Source organism: Paraburkholderia hospita (assembly GCF_002902965.1).
Classification (GTDB): domain Bacteria; phylum Pseudomonadota; class Gammaproteobacteria; order Burkholderiales; family Burkholderiaceae; genus Paraburkholderia; species Paraburkholderia hospita.
Map to the genome: position 1 here is coordinate 235,058 of NZ_CP026109.1, position 17,756 is coordinate 252,813.

Sequence of the window (17,756 nt, forward strand, 5' to 3'; positions counted from 1 at the left end):
CGCGACCGGCTGGTGTCCGCATCGGATCGGACTATTACGGCTTGAGTCCGCGTGGCCGATGCGGTTCGCTTTCGTCCTCTCAATGCTGCTGCAGACGGGTGCGACCATTTTCGGCAATCACGAATACCGATCTCTCGGTGTTCGCCTCGCCGATCCAATCGATCACCCCCGCGAAATCTACAGGGGTGCGGCGATCATGTTCGGGAGCGTTTCAGCGATGTCGGCCTTAACGAGGTCGGGCGCTGATTCACTTGCGCCTGCAAGTCCGAGATTACCTGGTCCCGCACACGGATCAATTCCTCCAGTTCGTGGATCCTTGCGTCGAGGCGATAGTTGAACCGAGCCAGAGCGACAACCTCGCCCTGCGCTTTTTCCACCAAGGCTCGATATTCCTTGAGCTTTGCTTCCGCCTCGATGAGCAATGCCGTCGGCTACAGGTCGCCCATCCTATCGTCCAGGGGTGCTGCTGAAGATCTATATCTACGGCTACCTGAACCGGATTCAATCGAGCCGTCGGATGCCAGCGCAATGTTGAATTGATGTGGCTCACGGGGCGACTGGCGCCGGAATACAAAACGATTGCAATTCGCAACGTGTGTCGCCGCTTCGTGATGCTGTGCCGTGAGCTGAAGCTGTTCTCACAAGCACTGGTCGCCATCGACGGCAGCAAATTCAAGGCAGTCAACACTCGCGATCACAACTTCACAGAGGGTAAGGTCGATAAGCGCCACGTTCCATGGCGACGAGCGGAAGAGGATCAGGTATGGTGGGCTACAACGTACAGGTAGCAGTTGACGCCAAACACCACCTCATCGTGGCTTACGAGGTCACAAACTCTGGCAGTGACCGGGCACAGCTCAGTCCTATTGCGAAGGCTGCACGCGATGCGATGGGCAAGACCAGACTGCGCGCAGTCGCCGATCGCGGCTACTTCAGTGGGCCTCAGATCAAGGAGTGCGCGGATGCGGGGATTGCGGTCATGCTGCCGAAGCCCACGACATCAGGCGCAAAATATCATGGCCGATTCGACAAGGCAGACTTCATCAACATTGCGCGGGACGACGAATACCAACGTCCAGCTGGAGAACGGGCAATTTACCGTTACACCAGCGAGGAACACGGATTGCAGCTACGCCGTTACTGGAGCAGCGCCTGTTCGCAATGCGCGATGAAGCCAAACCGTGCGCCCGCTAGTGCAATGAACAGCACCCGGTCGACGCCTTGATGGTGTGCCGCATTGGCGACAGCCCCGGCGAGGCTGGACTTGCCGATGCCGCCCGCGCCGACCAGCGTTACGATCCGACAGCGGTCAAGAAGGTCGAAAATCGTGCGCGGTTCTGCATCGCGACCAATCAGCTTTATTTGGAAGCAGGGACGTGTAATCGTGGTCGATGCTGGGGGCTGAGTACGATGTCGCTGCGGTCGCCCCGGCAAGAGTACATAGCCCCCCCGCCTGGGGATAGTTCTGATAGGTTCTCGAAAACGACCAAGGGTTTTGCGCAAGGCCGCTATGTGCACCTGGAGATTGTTCTCTTCAACAATGACGTGCGGCCATACTTTTTCAATGATGTTGTGATTCGACACTTCCTTGCCGTCCGCCTCGAATGGGATTTCAAGTATGTCGAGCGCCTTTCCACTGATTTTTATTGCAGCGCCGTCCTTTTGTACGTGACGCCGCGCAAAGTCAATTTGCAAATCGCCGATCTCGACCATCGTTGGACAACCGTCACTTTCTATAACAGGTTCAGCGAGGGCTGCAGTCTTTGACGGCAGGGCGGACCCGCCGAGCAACGGTAGCTAACAAACGTGACCATTTGCTCAGGCACCCGTCGGCCGCGTCGCACTCGAGGAAAGGCTATCGACGGCAGGCTCGAAGCTCGACGGGATTGTAGGTACGCCTGCGTCGGTGGTCTTGAAGAAAGTCGTCATCTTTGTATGAAATTACCTGGTCGCACCGTCGGGTGACGCCGCCAGCCGATGTCGAGGCGCGAGCGGCCCGGACTTACTCCGGTGATTCTGCTGAAAGTCCGCGTGAGGTGGCTCTGATCGGCAAAGCCGCATAGTTGCGATACGGTGCTAAGCGGAAGCTATTTATCCGCATCCGTTGCGACCGGTTGTCGCATACTGCATGCTTATAAACAATTTATAGTTGAGCTGTCTGGGTCGGCCCTTTCCTCGCAGTCCAATCCCGATCGGCAAGCGCGATCTGACGGTCGTATCCGGCTTTGCCGGGTGCGGCCCGACGTGCCGCTGAAGGTGATTCGGCGCTCCTATCAGCTTCGTCAGTGCTTGGCTACACCATCAAAAAGAGGTAACTGTGAAATACATCACCCGCATCGCAGCGTCTGCAACGCTCGTGGTAGTCGCTTTCAGTCTCGCAACGTTCGCCCAGATCAAGTTCTTTCCGAAGACCACCGACGACAACCCGGTCGCGCGTATCGTCCTCAATATCGAGTCCTGGACCAGCTAGTGAAGATGAATCACCTGGAAAAATCAATTGAAGGTCTTGCACTGCGCTCATGAAGCGAATCAGCAGCGGTCGTTCGAACAAGGACGGACTATACACCGCTCAATGGCATGCCTTAGCGCGCTTTCTATCTTGGACCGCATTGGCAGTCCCAAAGCCGTGTCGGCAAGCCGCACGCAAGTGTAGTGGGCAAGACATGACACCGGCAGCGAGTTCGCGTTCGACCGGATTGTAGTGCTGCCCAATCCCTACGTCGCGCACAACCTCGTTGGCTTTGCAGCCAGTCGCTGCAACGAAGCACATCGCGCGGCGGGCAGACGAACAGAAAGTGCCGAAGCGGGAAAAGAGGATCGCTTTGCGGTCCGCCAGCCACTTTCAGAAGATTGATGCGACTCACTCGACTCCGTCGAGGTAGTGATCGCTCAGGAATCACACGACCTACGTTCGGAGGCCCGCGGTTTGATTCGGAGCGGCCGCGGAAATCACCGTGTGATGCCGATGGTGAATGGCTACAGATGGCCGGGAGCACCGGTTCGATGCATGTGCTGTCGTGAGGACTCGATGGCACTTTCCGGCGGCTTGTGCGAACGCGTACTCCCTGCCACTTTCGGTCATTAGCTTGGTGAAGCGAACAGTCGCTTGAACGGGTCCTTCACATTCGAAACCGGTCAGTCGACGCGCCTGACTGACGCCACGATAGGTAGGCAGTAATCGTCACGGGGTAGTCACATCAGGTTTCATTCTGCCATTCCTACATCGACTACTGGAGCGGCTGCGGTGGGTGTGGCGAATCGCACACACATGAGAATGCGCGAACAATCCACTGCCTTGATCAATCCTCGAATGGCAGAGCATCGTCGCACGCACTTCGCAGCGTGCAAGTCGCGGCTACTGGCATCGGCGCTGCGGGCGCTGATTGCAGGATCCATTCAATACGGCAGGCATCTGGAAGACTGTCGACATCCACTGTTTCGAGAATCGGGCCGATAGCCACTGAGTACGCGCGCCTTGGCGTAGCGAGTCAAAGGCTTTGCGAATCTCCCACGCCTCGCGAGAAAGCCGCTAACACGGTATCTAGATGATGCTTCATGGCCTTACGTGACGCGGTGCTCTTTTGGCGTGCAATCGCGTCAAGTATTCTTTGATGTTCGAGAAGCGTTTCTCCCGGTCGTTCTGGCCCGGTGAGTAATTCTACGAATTTCTGGAATACCGGTGACGAGATCTTGTCCCATAGAGACGCAACCACAAAGGCATAGGCGGTGTTGCCGCTTGCCCTCGCGATCTCGACGTGAAAAGCTCGATCGCCATCGCAATAGCGCGGATCGCGCGCGTTCTCAGCACTCGCCTGGAGTGCAATTGCTTGACGCATCCGTTCGAGATCCGCTTCGGTACGGTTGATCGTAGCCAGCTCGACGGTCTTGAGCTCCACAAGGATACGAGCCTCCAGTAACTGGATCGGACCGATGTCCGAATCGTCCGCGCTCAAGAGGCCTTCACCCAAGTCCGCTCGCGGTATGGCCTCCAGAACTTTTGCGCCCTGACCGACCAGTATGGCGATCTTCCCGGTAACCTCCAGGGCGATCAACCCTTCCCGCACTGTCGTTCGACTTACGCCCAGTTGCTCGGCAAGCTCGCGTTCGGATGGAAGCAACGTGCCGATCGGAAATGCGCCTTCGTCGATCCGCTGAGTGATCAGATCGGCTATCTGGCGGTACAGGCGGACCGGCTCAAGATGCGGCAACCGCACTCTCGATGATTTCTCAGAAGAAGTGCGACGTGATGAGGTCGACTTTTTCATGGCGCGTTGGAAGTAGAAGGGGCGGGAAAACGCTCTCACAGCTGACTATACAAAAAGATATCCGCATTGACTGCGGTTGCAAAGCCGCCTAGCATTCAGACTGCCCAGTGGCTGGGCCAGTCTGGGAACCGTCGAGCACGTTGACGGTAGTTGCTTACTGAATGGCAGGGCAGGCACATATGCGTCCATCCTGTCGGCATAGTCAGAAGACCAGCTGAAGGACATTGATCAGATCAGGAGCGATTCGCTGGGTGCATTCGTGCCGGGCATGGCGCTCGTGACGAAGAGTGCAGACAGCGATAATGAGAATCAGGTTCATTAAAATATATTAGTATTCCGTATTGAATAGATTCTGGTTGAATGTATGAAGAGGGTCGGGCGATATCTCGATCCCTCAGGATTTCGTCATAGTACGGAAATGATGTCGATGGCATTCGCTCACGCCGAGCACGTCGACACGATTTGAGTGATGCAGCATTCATGGATTCTCGCTGATGGAGTCGTTACACGGGGCACTTCTCTAGAGGTGCCGTTCATCACCGGACGTCCGAGTGTTTGAAGACGTCCGGCTTACCGACTGACTGGATGGATCAAACCATGAGCAACTCAAAGCTTGAAGTGCTGACACCTGAAAATAGTCAAATGATTTTTATCGATCATCAGCCGCAGATGGCATTCGGCGTCCAGTCGATCGACCGCCAGACGTTGAAGAACAATGTCGTGGGTTTGGCGAAAGCGGCCAAGGTCTTCAATATCCCCACCATCATTACGACGGTGGAAACCGAAAGCTTCTCCGGCTTTACCTATCCCGAATTGCTCGACGTGTTCCCGGGGCAGAAACTGCTTGAGCGCACGTCGATGAATTCGTGGGATGACCAGAAGGTGCGTGACGCGCTGGCAGCGAACGGACGCAAGAAGGTCGTGGTCTCGGGCTTGTGGACCGAGGTCTGCAACAACAGCTTCGCGTTGTGCGCAATGAACGAAGGCGGCTACGAAATCTACATGGTGGCTGACGCATCCGGCGGCACCTCGAAAGAGGCGCATGACTACGCGATGCTGCGCATGATCCAGGCGGGCGCCATTCCGGTGACGTGGCAGCAGGTGTTGCTCGAATGGCAACGCGACTGGGCGCGCAGGGACAGCTACGACGCAGTGATGGCGATTGTCAAAGAGCATTCCGGCGCGTATGGCATGGGCGTCGATTATGCATACACGATGGTTCACAAGGCACCGCAGCGTGCCGAGGGTACGCACGAAGCGGTTGCACCGGTGCCTGCGAAGTAGGCTGTCAGGAGCGTGTTTCACCGTTACGTGTCAAGGCGGACTTCCGGCATCACCGGTTCTGCCTTGGCTCAGCGCTGCGTCGAGAGCAATAGGCGGGCGGAGCTGTTAGACAGCACGTGGTACGCCGCACGGTATTCATGCGGATGAGCGTTCGCCGGTTGTGCCGATCATTCGCCTCGCTATCTTTCAGATCACTTCCATATCGATTTCAAGTCTTTCGCGATCGCATCATCAAGGAGGCAAGCCGATGAAACTCTATCTCTTTTCACTGCTTGCGGGCGTGCTGGTCGGCGTGATCTATAGCCTGATTCATGTGCGCTCGCCGGCGCCGCCGCTTGTTGCGCTGGTCGGCTTGCTTGGCATTCTGGCTGGCGAACAGATCGTCCCCGTCGCGAAGCAGATGTTCGCTGGATCCGGCTTTCACACGGCGTGGACGGAGTCGAAGTGCAACCAGCATATGTTCGGCTCCTTGCCGGGGCGGGAGACGGCCACGAAAACGCTTGCGGGCGGTACCGCGAAGTCACCGGAGAAGCACTCATGAACTCGCACGCCGACTCTCCCGATGTGATCCTTCATCGCGGCCGCTTTACGACGCTCGACCGTGGCAAGCCGGTAGCGAGCGCGGTTGCCATACGGCAAGGCGTATTCACCGCAGTTGGCAGCGATGCGGAAGTCATGCCACTGGCGGGCAGCGGCACCCGGGTTATCGACCTGCAGGGAAGGCCCGTGCTGCCTGGTCTGATCGACAACCATCTGCATATCATTCGCGGTGGTCTGAATTTCAACATGGAACTGCGGTGGGACGGCGTGCGCTCGCTCGCCGACGCGATGACCATGTTGAAGCATCAGGTGGCGATTACGCCAGCGCCGCAATGGGTACGCGTGGTGGGAGGCTTTACCGAGCATCAGTTTGCAGAGAAGCGCCTGCCCACAATCGAGGAAATCAACGCGATTGCACCCGACACTCCGGTGTTCATTCTGCATTTGTATGATCGCGCGATGCTCAATGCCGCAGCGCTGCGCGTCGTGGGCTATACGAAGGACACACCCCAGCCGCCGGGAGGCGAAATCACGCGCGATGGCGCGGGCAACCCGACGGGCCTGCTGCTCGCCAAACCCAACGCTTCCATTCTGTACGCGACGCTGGCGAAGGGGCCGAAGTTGCCTCCTGAGTACCAGATCAATTCCACGCGGCATTTCATGCGAGAGCTGAACCGTCTGGGCGTGACTGGCGCGATCGATGCGGGCGGAGGCTACCAGAACTATCCCGAAGATTATGCGGTGATCCAGAAGTTGTCCGACGAAGGTCAACTCACCGTCCGGCTCGCGTACAACCTGTTCACGCAGAAGCCGAAGGGAGAAAAAGAAGACTTCCTGAACTGGACCAAGACGTCGACCTATAAACAGGGCAATGACTATTTCAGGCACAACGGCGCAGGCGAGATGCTGGTGTTTTCTGCGGCCGACTTTGAGGACTTTCGTCAGCCGCGCCCAGACATGTCTGCCGAAATGGAAGGCGAACTGGAAGGCGTCGTTCGCATACTCGCGCAGAACCGCTGGCCGTGGCGTCTGCATGCGACTTACGACGAAACGATCAGTCGCGCCCTTGACGTGTTCGAGCGCGTGAATCGCGATATCCCTCTCGACGGCCTCAACTGGTTCTTCGATCATGCGGAAACGATCACCGACCGGTCGATCGATCGGATCGCGGCGCTGGGTGGTGGCGTTGCCGTGCAGCATCGAATGGCGTATCAGGGCGAGTACTTCGTCGAACGCTATGGTGCTTCGGCGGCCGAGGCCACGCCGCCTTTTGCCCGCATGCTCGAAAAGGGAGTCAGGGTGTCGGCTGGCACGGATGCAACGCGTGTTGCTTCGTATAACCCATGGGTGTCGCTCGCATGGCTCGTGTCGGGCCGCACCGTGGCAGGCATGCGACTCTATCCACAACGGAACTGTCTCGACCGTGATACTGCGCTTCGCATGTGGACTGAGAACGTCACGTGGTTCTCGGACGAGGAAGGCAGGAAAGGGCGAATCGAAGCCGGGCAGTTCGCTGATCTGATCGTGCCGGACCGCGACTACCTGTCGTGCCCCGAGACGGACATCCCCGATACGACGTCACTGCTGACGATGGTCGGCGGCAAGATCGTCTTCGCGGCTGGCCCGTTTGCCGAGTTCGACTCGCCTGTGCCAGCCGCGATGCCCGACTGGTCGCCTGTGCGCAAGTACGGCGGTTATGCCGCCTGGGGCGCGGCGCAACGCAGCGATGGTGCGCCGCTGCAGCGTGCTTCGACGCAGTTGTGCGGCTGTGCAAGCGCGTGTGGCGTGCACGGTCACGCGCACGCGCACGCGTGGGCACGCGATATTCCGGCGTCAGATCTCAAAAGTTTTTGGGGTGCTCTGGGTTGTTCGTGCTGGGCGGTGTGAGATGAGCATGGGCGCACAGGGCAATCCGCGCTGGATTGCGGCGATCCTCGCGCAGTCCTGGCTGGTGCTTCTGGTGCGTACGGCACTCGTGTCCGCGTATGTCATTGGAGGTCTTGCCAAGCTCGCGCACTTTCATGCCGCTGTCCTCGAGCAGGAGCATTTCGGGCTGCATCCGGGATGGCTGTGGGCCACGCTCGCGATCGTCGTCGAGCTCGGTGGATCGGCCTGCGTGATTGCCAATCGCCTGGTATGGCTGGGAGCGGGCGGGCTGGGCGCATTGACGGCTGTCGCGATGTTCGTCGCGAACGACTTCTGGAACCTGGAGGGCGATGCGCACTTCATTGCGCTGAATAGCTTCTTCGAGCACCTCGGACTGATCGCTGCGCTGGTCATGGCGACGTGCCTCGCCGGCGTCAAACCTTCTGCCGGTCATGCCAGTTCAATAAGAACTTAAAGGACCTTCACCATCATGCGTAATCTCCGCTCCCTGATTGCGACGATGCTCGTTGCCGCCGGTCTTGTCGTATCGCCGGTTACGCCGGCCAAACCGGCGACGGGTCCGCAAGTCGCCGTGGGACCGCAATATGACACGACTCACGTGTATGTCGCGCCCCAAGACTTCGACAAGTTCACCGACAGCTTCGCTGCAACCTTCGGCGGCCACAAGTCGCAACAGGGCGTCTTTCAGGTGACGCCCACGCCGAGTCAGACGATGTCGCAACTCGTCTTCACACCTGTCGGCACGATATCGGTGTTCGGTTTCAAGACGCCCGTTCCCTATCCGTTCGGCGACGAGCGTACCGGATATCTCGTGACCGACATGGACGCCGCCGTCAAGTCGGCGAAAGCGCATGGAGCGGACGTCATTGTCGCGACCTTCCCTGACCCGATCGGCCGTGACGCGATCATTACGTGGCCGGGCGGCGTGAACATGCAACTGTACTGGCACACCAAGGCGCCGAACTATGATCCATTAGAGAAGGTGCCCGAGAATCGAGTCTATGTTTCGCCGGAGCGTGCTGATGCGTTGATCCGCGACTTCGTGGCCTTTTCGCACGGCAAGGTCATTTCCGATGATCGCAATGCACCGGGTGTCGAAATCGGCCGTCCAGGGGACACCTACCGGCGCGTGCGGATCGAGTCGGGCTTCGGCAAGATGACGGTGCTGGTGACGGACGGTCACTTGCCATTTCCGTTCGGCCGCGAGATGACGGGATACGAAGTGGCCAATCTCAGCGATACGCTGCAGAAAGCGAAGGCAGCAGGCGTGACAGTGCTCGTCCCGCCGTTTGCATCGGACAAGCGAGAAGCCGCAGTGGTGCAGTTCCCGGGTGGATACGTCGCCGAGATTCATGCGGTTGCGCAGTAGAGGCGCTGCGTCGGGGTGATGCGCCATGACGGTCGCGAAGCCGCCTGATGTCATTTCCCTGGGACAGGAGATGATCGATGAAATCTGAGGACAGCGTGCTCGCAGCAATCGCTGGCTATGTGGATACGCTCAGCTTCGTCGCGTTGTTTGGACTGTTCACTGCGCACGTCACGGGGAACTTCGTGCTGATTGGCGCTGAGGCGGCGGGCTTCGGCCAGGGCGTGTTCATGAAGCTCATGGCGTTTCCGGCATTCGTTGCGGGTGTGGCCGTCAGCAGCTTGCTCGTGAAGAGCCTCGAACCCGCGACGTCCAGCCGTTCAGCGTGTCTACTTTACGCAGTCCAGGCGGCGCTCATGTTGGCCTTTTGCCTTGCGGGTGTGGGAGTCTCGCCAGTCGTTCATTCCGACAGCACGCCGGTCATTATCTGCGGGATGGTCGGCGCGGCGGCGATGGGCGTGCAGAACGCGCACGGCCGGCTCGTCGTACGCCCCGGGGTACCCAACACGGTAATGACAGGCAACGTGACACAGGCCGTGCTCGACGTGATCGAGATTATTTCGCCGGCGACTCCCTCCGACGCGAAGGCTGTTTCGAGAACACGTCTGGGCAAGATGCTGCCGACGATCGTCGCGTTCGCTGCGGGCGCGATCATCGGCGCGCTCGCCTATCGGCATGCGGGCTTCTGGGCGCTGTTAGTGCCTTTCGCCGTCCTCGTGTGGCTCGCATTCAACGCCCGCGGAGGAGTGGAAACCGAGGCTCATGCAACCACTTCCGCAACTGCGGCAAACGCAAGGAAATAGTCGAGGTACGCGTGCCAGGACGTACTGCGCATTGCGACAGGTCGTCCGTTTCAAGAAAAACGACGTCAGGACATGGAGACACTATGGCGCATGTGTGGTCCACGCCGGTCGCTGGAACGCGCGCTGTTGCGTACCGTGCCATAGTCGTTGCCGGGCTGGCGCTGGCGTTGAGCGACTGTGCATTGGCAACGGAGGAGACGACATCCGCCGATACGACATCTGCGACGTGCACCGCGAAGCGGCCCGTCGTGATGTTCAACCGCTGGCAGGAGGACTGGTCCGTGCTGACGGACAAGTGCGTGCCACGGCGGCCGCTGGACGCTCTCAAGTACATTCCGCTCGGTGGCGATCCCCGTTCGTATCTGTCGCTCGGCGCCAATCTGCGCGAGCGTCTGGAGGTCAACGATGCGCCGCTGTTCGGCCTCGGTTCGGGACGCTCCGACACCTATGTGATCCAGCGTGCGCAGATCAGTGCCGATGCACATATCGCCCCGTATCTTCAGTTCTTCGCGCAACTCGAAGATGCGCGGCCCTTCGGCAAGAATACGGTGACGCCGGTTGACAAGAATCAGCTCGATCTGGAGCAGGCATTTGTGACGTGGGTCAGTCCGCTAGGCACCGGTACGTTCAAATTTCGCGTCGGCCGTCAGGAGATGGCGTTCGACCTTCAACGTTTCATTTCCGTGCGCGATGGTCCGAACGTGCGGCAGGCCTATGACGCCATCTGGGCCGACTACGAAACCGAGAAATGGCGCTTCATCGGTTATCTGACGCAGCCCGTTCAGTATCGCGATGTCACGACATTCGACGATGTCTCGAACGGGCATCTCACGTTTAGTGGCATACGTTTCGAGCGGAAGGACGTTGGTCCGGGCGACCTCTCGGGATACTATTCGCTGTACACGCGCGACAATGCACGCTTTCTGGATGCGACCGGCAATGAAAACCGCAACGTGTTCGACGTCCGCTACACCGGAAAGATAGGCCGCGCGGATTGGGATGTGGAAACCATGTTTCAGACAGGGCACGTCGGCGCTAAAACGATTGGTGCGTGGGCGGTTGGCTCTCTCGCCGGTTACACGCTCGATCTTCCCTGGACGCCGCGTGTGGGCGTGCAGATCGACGCGGCTTCGGGCGACAGGCACCCCGGCGATGGACGCATCGAAACGTTCAATCCGCTGTTTCCGAATGGCTACTACTTCACGCTCGCCGGATACACGGGCTATTCGAACCTGATTCATGTCAAACCTTCCGTCACGCTCAAACCGGCTAGCAATCTGGCGCTGCTTGCCGCGCTCGGATTCCAGTGGCGCGAGACAACGGCGGATGCCGTGTACCAGCAGGGCAACGCCGTGGTGCCCGGAACGGCCGGACATGGCAGCCGGTGGACAGGGATGTATGTGCAGGTGCGAGCCGACTGGACGATTGCGGCGAACCTGGTGGGCGCTGTCGAAGCGGTGCACTTCCAGGTAGGCGATTCGATTCGTGATTTGGGTGGCAGTAATGCGGACTACGTGGGTGTCGAACTAAAGTATGGGTGGTAACTGGAATCTCACACAAGGCATGATCGCGCATGGATGCAGTTGCATCCGTGTCGATCCATCTGTCGCTTCTGCCGGCGATCGTGGTTCCGATTTCAATGCCGACTACTGCTGGACATCTACGAATTGACGGAGAGCATCGATGGACGCAATGATTTCGGTTACAAGGGCACTAGGGATTGTCGTCCTGATGTTATCGACGAGCGGCTTCGCACAGGCTGCAGGCGAGGCAAATGGTGGAGGCGACGCCGCGGCGTCGGGGAGTGTCCGCACGGACACGACGACCACTGCTGCGGACCGGAAGCTGGAGAAGGACGTTCATCACGTGCTCGGCAAGACGAAGCACCTTACCAGCAGAGATATTAGGGTTCACGCCGAAGCTGGCGTCGTCACGCTCTCTGGATCGGTACCCAACCGGGCTGCTCTGGACAGGGCTGCTCAAGCCGCACAAGGCGTTCCCGGCGTCACGGCTGTCAGGAATAACCTGACCATCGAGAACAGATAGCAGATAGGAGCGCGACTTTGGCCACGCGCGTTGCCGAAGGGCGAGCCGGTTGACGCGATGATCAGGAGACGCTTTGCAGCGAACAGCAGCGTTGCGTTGAACTCAAGCTAGGCGCTTGCCTGCAAGACGCCCAGGTTACATCACTGGAACGATATTCGAGCATCGCCGCTTATATGTTGCTGCAGGCTGCACGACAGATGTCTGAATAGCCTCCAGAAGCCGCCATTGACTATCCACCTGCGTGGCCGTCTGTTCAGGGTCGACTACTGTCCTCCAGACGCACACAAAGCTGCCGTTCGACCTGATCGTATGCTCGAGGTCAGCGATACTAACCATAGCCGCCGTTGGCCGATAGTCGCGCCACCGGCAGCTATGGCCGATGTCTTGTCATTGAGTGCGGATACCGAGCGGCTGCTCGACCTTCCATACCGACCGTTGCCAATTTGACGACAACCAACGGTACCGCTCATCGACGAGCGTCGGCTGGCAGCGCAAAGAACCGGGGACCGCAACAGGATGCGCAGCCGGGTGCAAACAGGTAGTGCTGACATACACAAGCCAGCTATCGTCATGCAGTCGGCCATATGCGTGCGGGCAGCGCTGCACTTACGTCGCGATCATGCACTGCCAAGCATTGATCCACGGCAAGCGGAATGGCCGCAATGACACGCGTACTGGACACGGATGTCTTCGGTCATCTCGCCGTCGATCACGAGACCGTAGTCGATAAAAAGTTCGTCGCCGGGCCTGATGCGGGTGAATGCATGGATGAAGACGCGATCGCCCGTCTCGATTGCCTCACAGTTGGGTGTACACGCATGGTTCAGGAAACGTGCACTGTTCCCGCCGCGACTGCCATCGATGACGCGACCGTCAGACAGGCCGAACACGAACGTATGGCCGGCCTCCGATCGCTGGCGTGCGGCAGCGCGCCTCCAGCTGGTCACTTCACCCTTGTACTCGATGAGCCGCTCGCCTGGGGCGATCGGCTGCAGCGCAAACACTCCCTTGCCATGTACGGAGGAACGTCGCGCGGTGATACGTCGCAGTCGCATTGTTTCGTTTCCCTTCGATACGTCTCGGTCTTCGTCATTCCCGTAGGGGCGAGTTCGGAACGACGCCGAATCAAACCGGATCATGCAGGATCAAGGATAGGCCGCCGCCGCGGCAAGATAGAGCAAGACCGCTATCACGACCACTGCGGTAAATCCCAGATGAATTGCGAGTACCGTCGCCAGAACTGCAGCGACCACGGAAGTGCACGCGTTGACGCCCCAAGCCCACGGCACGAGCGTTTCGGCGCCGGCAGCAATGCGGCTGAGCCCCAGCGGAAAGGGCATCCCCATCGCAAACGCGAGCGGCGCGACGAGCAGTACGGCGATCACGATCCTTGCCGGATCGGATAGCGGGATCAGCAACGGGAACAGCGCGGGCAGCAAGAGCAGGTAGAAGAACGAGATGGAGGAGATCGCGACGATCGCCATCGCCGCGACCGACGAGCGATTCGTGCTCCTGCAGGGCCGCGGCGCGTAGCTGGCCAGGAGCGCCTCGCGGCCCTGCAGGCGCTGCGTGTACCGGCTTCCAAGTCCCGCGAACGAAAGGAACACGCAAAGAACGACGGCGACAGCATAGAGCGGGTGACTCAGGAGCAGGACGAACTTCTGGATGAACGCGATTTCGATGAACATGAAGGCGAAGCCAATCGCGACGAAATAGATCGCGACTCTACGTCCGGATATCGGCGCCACCGAAGGAGTGGGGTTACTGCGGGAAGAAGCCTCAAAGAGCGACGAACCATGAGCCTTGCGTTTGCGGCGCGTCATCACCCAGAGAGGAAAGAGGATCAATGCCATGGCCGTCAACGTGGCCTGAAGCAGCGTCGCAATCAGTACCGGATAGCCCCATTCCAGCAAGGGCAAGCCGCCTCGCCCCTTCAAGGCGAGAAACTCGGGCAGCGACCGCCATTTGAAGAAGTGAAAGAAGTACGGCTTGTCGTCCGTGGCGGGACGGATGTCGAACTTGTAGCTTGCCCAGAACGTGTCTCGCCCGGTGCTCAGCAGAGCGCGCGCGGCTTCGAAGAAATAGGGCCTCTCAAGCACGTTGTATCGATTCGCTTCGGCGGCCTGCATCCCCGGGTAGTATCCGACGTCGAACGAACGGGCACGGCAGAAGCGGCCCAGCGCGGCGATGTCCGCGTCATCGAACTCACCGTTCTTGACCAGCAGTGTCGCGGTATTCCAGCCGCGGATCAGCACGAGCCGGCGAGACGGTTGCGTCACGCCGGCGTTCTCCATGGCCAGCACGGCCGTCGCAAACAGCTTCAGGACGTCGCGCGGGGGCAACGTGACCCAGCGCGTGATCGCCAGCATGCCACCCGGGTTGAGATGGCGCAGATAGTCCTGAAACGCCTGCACCGTGTACAGATAGCTCTCGGAAAGTGCGTAAAGGCCGGCCGACGTGGCGCTGAACGAATCCAGCAGCGCGACCTGGATGAGGTCGTAGCGCTCGTCGCGTGCAGCGACGAAGCCACGCGCTTCGCCGGTGAATACGCGAACGTTGGGCGCGCTGTAAGGCTTGCCGGAAAAGTCGGCGAAGCGGCGCTGCACGGCGTCGACTATCTGCGGATTCAGTTCCACCGCGTCGATCGCGCTCGCTTCGTGGTACAGCGCCTGCAATACGTCGGCTCCCGCGCCGCTGCCAAGCACGAGGACCTTGGGTCGCCGCAGCAGGTGATAGGGAAGCGATGAGGTCAGATAGTCGAGGTAACCGAGCGGCTCGCGCCGTCCGTCATAGCGATTGAGCGCGGATAGGCCGTCGCCGTCAGTAAACACGCCGAGTTGCGGCGGCGGCTCCATCGTCGCATTGAGGCTCAGCCCGGGTGCATGGCGAAACGGGACAAAGGGGCTCTCCACCACCGTGACGAGACCCAGCGGGCTCGAGCTTTCGGCGACCACGCGCGCGTCCTTGATGCGCAGGGCCTGACTCAATTCCTTGAACTCCGACGGCCGCAACGCAAGCCAGTCGCGCGGCAGGCCGGTGGCCAGCACGGCTGCGGCGGCGAGCAACCACAGGGCCGACAGCCACCGCCGGTGCCAGCGGCATTCGATGCATGCGAGCGCCGCTGCCGCGAACCCCGCAGCGCCCAGTAACCGCAGTGCATCCAGCGGACGCAGCGCGAACAGCGCCCCGATGACCGCGACACTGCCCAAGCCCGCTCCGCCGATGTCGAAACTGTAAATGCGGGCGATCTGATCGTTGAACCGTGTGAAGGTGAGACAGATGCTGGTCGCGGCGCAAAAGAATGGAACGAAGAGCAGCAGATAGATCAGGAGCAGACGCAGAGGCTCGCGCGGATCCCACAGAATCTCCAGCGGGTTGAACGCGACGCGCTGGGCAAAAGCAAACGAGGCGACCGCAAAAACGCCAAACAGAATTGCGCCGCCGACGAACACGGCTGCGAACCGGGGCACGAGCCAGCGCTGCGCCAGCGCCACCATCGCACCGGCTGCCCCGTAACCCAGCAGCGCGACGCTGATCATCATGTACGCGAAGTGATGCCACTGGATGATCGAAAAGAGGCGCATCAACAGGATCTCGTAACCGAGCGCTGCGGCCGAAAGCAGGGAGAGGGCGAACAACGGCGCGGCGGGCATGGTCGCATGAACCGGAACGGGATACGGGAAGGAGTGCACACTCAGTCAATGCTGCCGTGCGGGTTCGCGCTCCTTTGCGTCACCTGGCTCTCACTCAGAATCAATGCCCGACGAGCGGCACGAAGCTGACGGGCAGGATCTGTCGGGTGGAAACGGTCCCGTCGTTCGCCTTGCTGATCAGCAGCAGATACTGCGTCAGAAACTGCGCACCTACCGGGATGACTAACCTGCCGCCCGGCTTCAACTGCCTCACGAGGGGAGGGGGAACATGGCTTGCCGCGGCGGTGACGATGATGGCGTCGTAAGGCGCGTGTGCTTCCCACCCGTAATAGCCGTCCCCTAATCGGGCCTCCACCCGCTTGTACGCGAGCCGCTGCAGACGCTCCTGCGCCGCCTTGGCCAAAGGCTCGATGATTTCGATCGTATAGACCGCACGGGCGAGGGTCGAGAGGATCGCTGCCTGGTACCCTGAGCCGGTGCCAACCTCCAGCACGACGTCAGTGGGCTTGACCATCATCAGGTCGGTCATCAGCGCGACGATGTACGGCTGCGAAATGGTCTGGCCATAGCCGATGGGAAGCGGCCGGTTCTCATAGGCGTTGCGCTCTTCGCCTGGCGGGACGAACTGGTGGCGAGGCACCAGGTCCATCGCGGCGAGCACGCGCGTATCGATGGCGGGTCTGCCGGTTGCGAGGAAGGTTTCAGTCGTGAGTTCGCCAACGTCTTTGACCATTCTCGCCCGCTGGGGCGCAAAATCGTCGGCCGCGTGAACGCCCGAAGACATCCACACCAATGCGATTGCTGGAATCAGGGTGCGCGGCCAGCGCAGCATGACTGGTTTCACCATGCGATCTCTGTTGCCTGACCTATCGCAATTCTACGCCCGCGCATGCGAGGTCGTGCAGGACGTGTTCGCCCGCCGCGTATCAGGCGCAGCCCCCGAACCCGTCGCCACGTTCTTTGTTCCGCGCGCAATAAACCCCGCGCCCATTCCCGCTGTGCAGCCAACCACCAGAGAGCGCCGGATCGTCCATATGCCTTCATCGGACGACTCGCTGGCTACGCGGTCTGGAACCATGTTTTGCGCCGCTCGGAAAGCGACGCTGCGCATCAGGCTCGGTCAGGCGAAGAACACGAACGGCAGTGTCAGCATCAGGTAAATCGCAAGCCCGGTGGCTGGCAGGCCGGTGGCGATCGCGACTGCCGCGACCGCGCTTCCGATTAGCGCGAGCGCAACCAGCCAGCGTCGGGTAGCTTGAGGAGCGCTGAGGTCTGCGCGTCGGCTAGTATCGACGCGATGTTCGTTGTTCCGCGCCACGCATTTTCGGATGTGCAGGTCAAGCATGGCTATTTCCCTCAAGCTATATTCGTTCCCCCACGGACGCGAGTCTGGTCGTGGCGTCGTACTGGAACGTCAAGAGCGTCTGCGGATGCAATACATGTCGCTGCTCTCATAATAGCCGTTGGCGCATTCGGGAGTAAAAGGGCACCAGCATGGCGATCTGCAATCAGCTAATGCAAGGCCTGTCGAGAAGCAAAGCGGGTTGGGACCCGGTCGGCCCACCTAGGCGATTCCACGCTGTGTCAGTTGCTGGGTCGCAACAAGACGGAACTCGCTTGTGCTGCATTTGGTGTCTATTTGGATTAATCCGAGATTGTTCAGCATTAGCGTTTCATTGGCCAATACAAGGCGCCGCCGGAATCGGTCCGGTCGAGACGTCCACGGGAAACGTCCGCTACTTTGTTTTGCCACTCCGGGGGGGCGGAAGAAGGCGAAAGACTTGCCGCGGTTCTGTAGAAAAAGTCGTTGGCCAACCTTGGGATCATTTGTTCTCGGTGATTGTCGGCATGTGCAGCGCGGCTTGTCTCCGTCGCGTGCCCTGAATTCGACCAGATCCGGCTGGGCCGTATC

16 protein-coding genes and 2 pseudogenes are annotated in these 17,756 nt (G+C 59.8%); 10 read left to right on the top strand and 8 right to left on the bottom strand.

Annotated elements, in window-relative coordinates; genetic code table 11:
• Window positions 1-194: 194 nt before the first annotated feature.
• The gene (locus C2L64_RS49890) at window positions 195-422 is read right to left on the bottom strand and encodes a hypothetical protein (RefSeq protein WP_176133823.1); all 228 of its coding nucleotides are present in this window, start codon (window positions 420-422) and stop codon (window positions 195-197) included.
• On the opposite strand from C2L64_RS49890, the pseudogene C2L64_RS49895 reads away from it, so the two are divergent.
• Window positions 422-1,174, top strand: a pseudogene (locus C2L64_RS49895) (transposase); the annotation flags it as partial. The gene C2L64_RS49890 and the pseudogene C2L64_RS49895 overlap by 1 nt on opposite strands.
• On the opposite strand, the gene C2L64_RS49900 reads toward C2L64_RS49895, so the two are convergent.
• Both C2L64_RS49900 and C2L64_RS49905 read right to left on the bottom strand, forming a co-directional pair.
• On the bottom strand, window positions 1,138-1,713 hold the full coding sequence (locus tag C2L64_RS49900; RefSeq protein WP_086915067.1) for a winged helix-turn-helix domain-containing protein: 576 nt from the start codon (window positions 1,711-1,713) through the stop codon (window positions 1,138-1,140). The pseudogene C2L64_RS49895 and the gene C2L64_RS49900 overlap by 37 nt on opposite strands.
• A 212-nt stretch (window positions 1,714-1,925) precedes the next feature.
• Window positions 1,926-2,045: pseudogene (locus C2L64_RS49905) on the bottom strand (hypothetical protein); the annotation flags it as partial.
• A gap of 272 nt (window positions 2,046-2,317) precedes the next feature.
• Between C2L64_RS49905 and C2L64_RS53885 the strand changes: the two are divergent.
• On the top strand, window positions 2,318-2,470 hold the full coding sequence (locus C2L64_RS53885) for a hypothetical protein (protein WP_158660668.1): 153 nt from the start codon (window positions 2,318-2,320) through the stop codon (window positions 2,468-2,470).
• A 1,018-nt stretch (window positions 2,471-3,488) separates the two neighbouring features.
• Here C2L64_RS53885 and C2L64_RS49910 read toward each other — a convergent pair.
• Window positions 3,489-4,265 carry a FadR/GntR family transcriptional regulator gene (locus C2L64_RS49910; RefSeq protein WP_086915066.1) on the bottom strand — a complete coding sequence of 259 codons (777 nt, stop codon included), beginning with the start codon at window positions 4,263-4,265 and terminating at the stop codon, window positions 3,489-3,491.
• A 597-nt stretch (window positions 4,266-4,862) separates the two neighbouring features.
• Between C2L64_RS49910 and C2L64_RS49915 the strand changes: the two genes are divergently transcribed.
• The 8 genes from C2L64_RS49915 (at window position 4,863) to C2L64_RS49950 (ending at window position 12,191) form a co-directional block, all read left to right on the top strand.
• Entirely contained in the window at window positions 4,863-5,549 is a 687-nt protein-coding gene (locus C2L64_RS49915; protein WP_086915065.1) for a hydrolase, read from the top strand.
• A gap of 247 nt (window positions 5,550-5,796) precedes the next feature.
• A complete protein-coding gene (locus C2L64_RS49920) occupies window positions 5,797-6,090 on the top strand; it encodes a XapX domain-containing protein (protein ID WP_086915064.1) in 294 nt (97 codons plus the stop codon).
• A complete protein-coding gene (locus tag C2L64_RS49925; RefSeq protein ID WP_086915063.1) occupies window positions 6,087-7,976 on the top strand; it encodes an amidohydrolase in 1,890 nt (629 codons plus the stop codon). The genes C2L64_RS49920 and C2L64_RS49925 overlap by 4 nt, the downstream gene beginning before the upstream one ends.
• Window position 7,977: 1 nt before the next feature.
• Window positions 7,978-8,430, top strand: coding sequence for a DoxX family protein (locus C2L64_RS49930; RefSeq protein ID WP_086915062.1), 453 nt, complete (start codon window positions 7,978-7,980; stop codon window positions 8,428-8,430).
• A 15-nt stretch (window positions 8,431-8,445) separates the two neighbouring features.
• Window positions 8,446-9,345, top strand: a complete 900-nt coding sequence (locus tag C2L64_RS49935; RefSeq protein WP_086915061.1) for a glyoxalase — start codon at window positions 8,446-8,448, stop codon at window positions 9,343-9,345.
• 77 nt (window positions 9,346-9,422) lie between these two features.
• A complete protein-coding gene (locus C2L64_RS49940) occupies window positions 9,423-10,145 on the top strand; it encodes a YoaK family protein (RefSeq protein ID WP_079495219.1) in 723 nt (240 codons plus the stop codon).
• An 83-nt stretch (window positions 10,146-10,228) separates the two neighbouring features.
• Window positions 10,229-11,689, top strand: coding sequence for an alginate export family protein (locus tag C2L64_RS49945; RefSeq protein WP_079502580.1), 1,461 nt, complete (start codon window positions 10,229-10,231; stop codon window positions 11,687-11,689).
• A gap of 139 nt (window positions 11,690-11,828) precedes the next feature.
• The gene (locus C2L64_RS49950) at window positions 11,829-12,191 is read left to right on the top strand and encodes a BON domain-containing protein (RefSeq protein ID WP_242684048.1); all 363 of its coding nucleotides are present in this window, start codon (window positions 11,829-11,831) and stop codon (window positions 12,189-12,191) included.
• Between the two features lie 617 nt (window positions 12,192-12,808).
• Here C2L64_RS49950 and C2L64_RS49955 read toward each other — a convergent pair.
• The 4 genes from C2L64_RS49955 to C2L64_RS49970 all read right to left on the bottom strand — a co-directional run bounded on the left by C2L64_RS49955 (window position 12,809) and on the right by C2L64_RS49970 (window position 17,189).
• Window positions 12,809-13,246, bottom strand: coding sequence for an SET domain-containing protein (locus C2L64_RS49955; protein ID WP_079495213.1), 438 nt, complete (start codon window positions 13,244-13,246; stop codon window positions 12,809-12,811).
• Window positions 13,247-13,336: 90 nt separating this feature from the next.
• Window positions 13,337-15,844, bottom strand: a complete 2,508-nt coding sequence (locus C2L64_RS49960; protein ID WP_090838607.1) for a spermine/spermidine synthase domain-containing protein — start codon at window positions 15,842-15,844, stop codon at window positions 13,337-13,339.
• Between the two features lie 100 nt (window positions 15,845-15,944).
• Window positions 15,945-16,691 (bottom strand): protein-L-isoaspartate(D-aspartate) O-methyltransferase, encoded by a 747-nt coding sequence (locus C2L64_RS49965; RefSeq protein ID WP_007737814.1) that lies wholly within the window; start codon window positions 16,689-16,691, stop codon window positions 15,945-15,947.
• A 273-nt stretch (window positions 16,692-16,964) separates the two neighbouring features.
• Window positions 16,965-17,189 (bottom strand): hypothetical protein, encoded by a 225-nt coding sequence (locus tag C2L64_RS49970; RefSeq protein ID WP_086915058.1) that lies wholly within the window; start codon window positions 17,187-17,189, stop codon window positions 16,965-16,967.
• Between the last annotated feature and the right edge of the window lie 567 nt (window positions 17,190-17,756).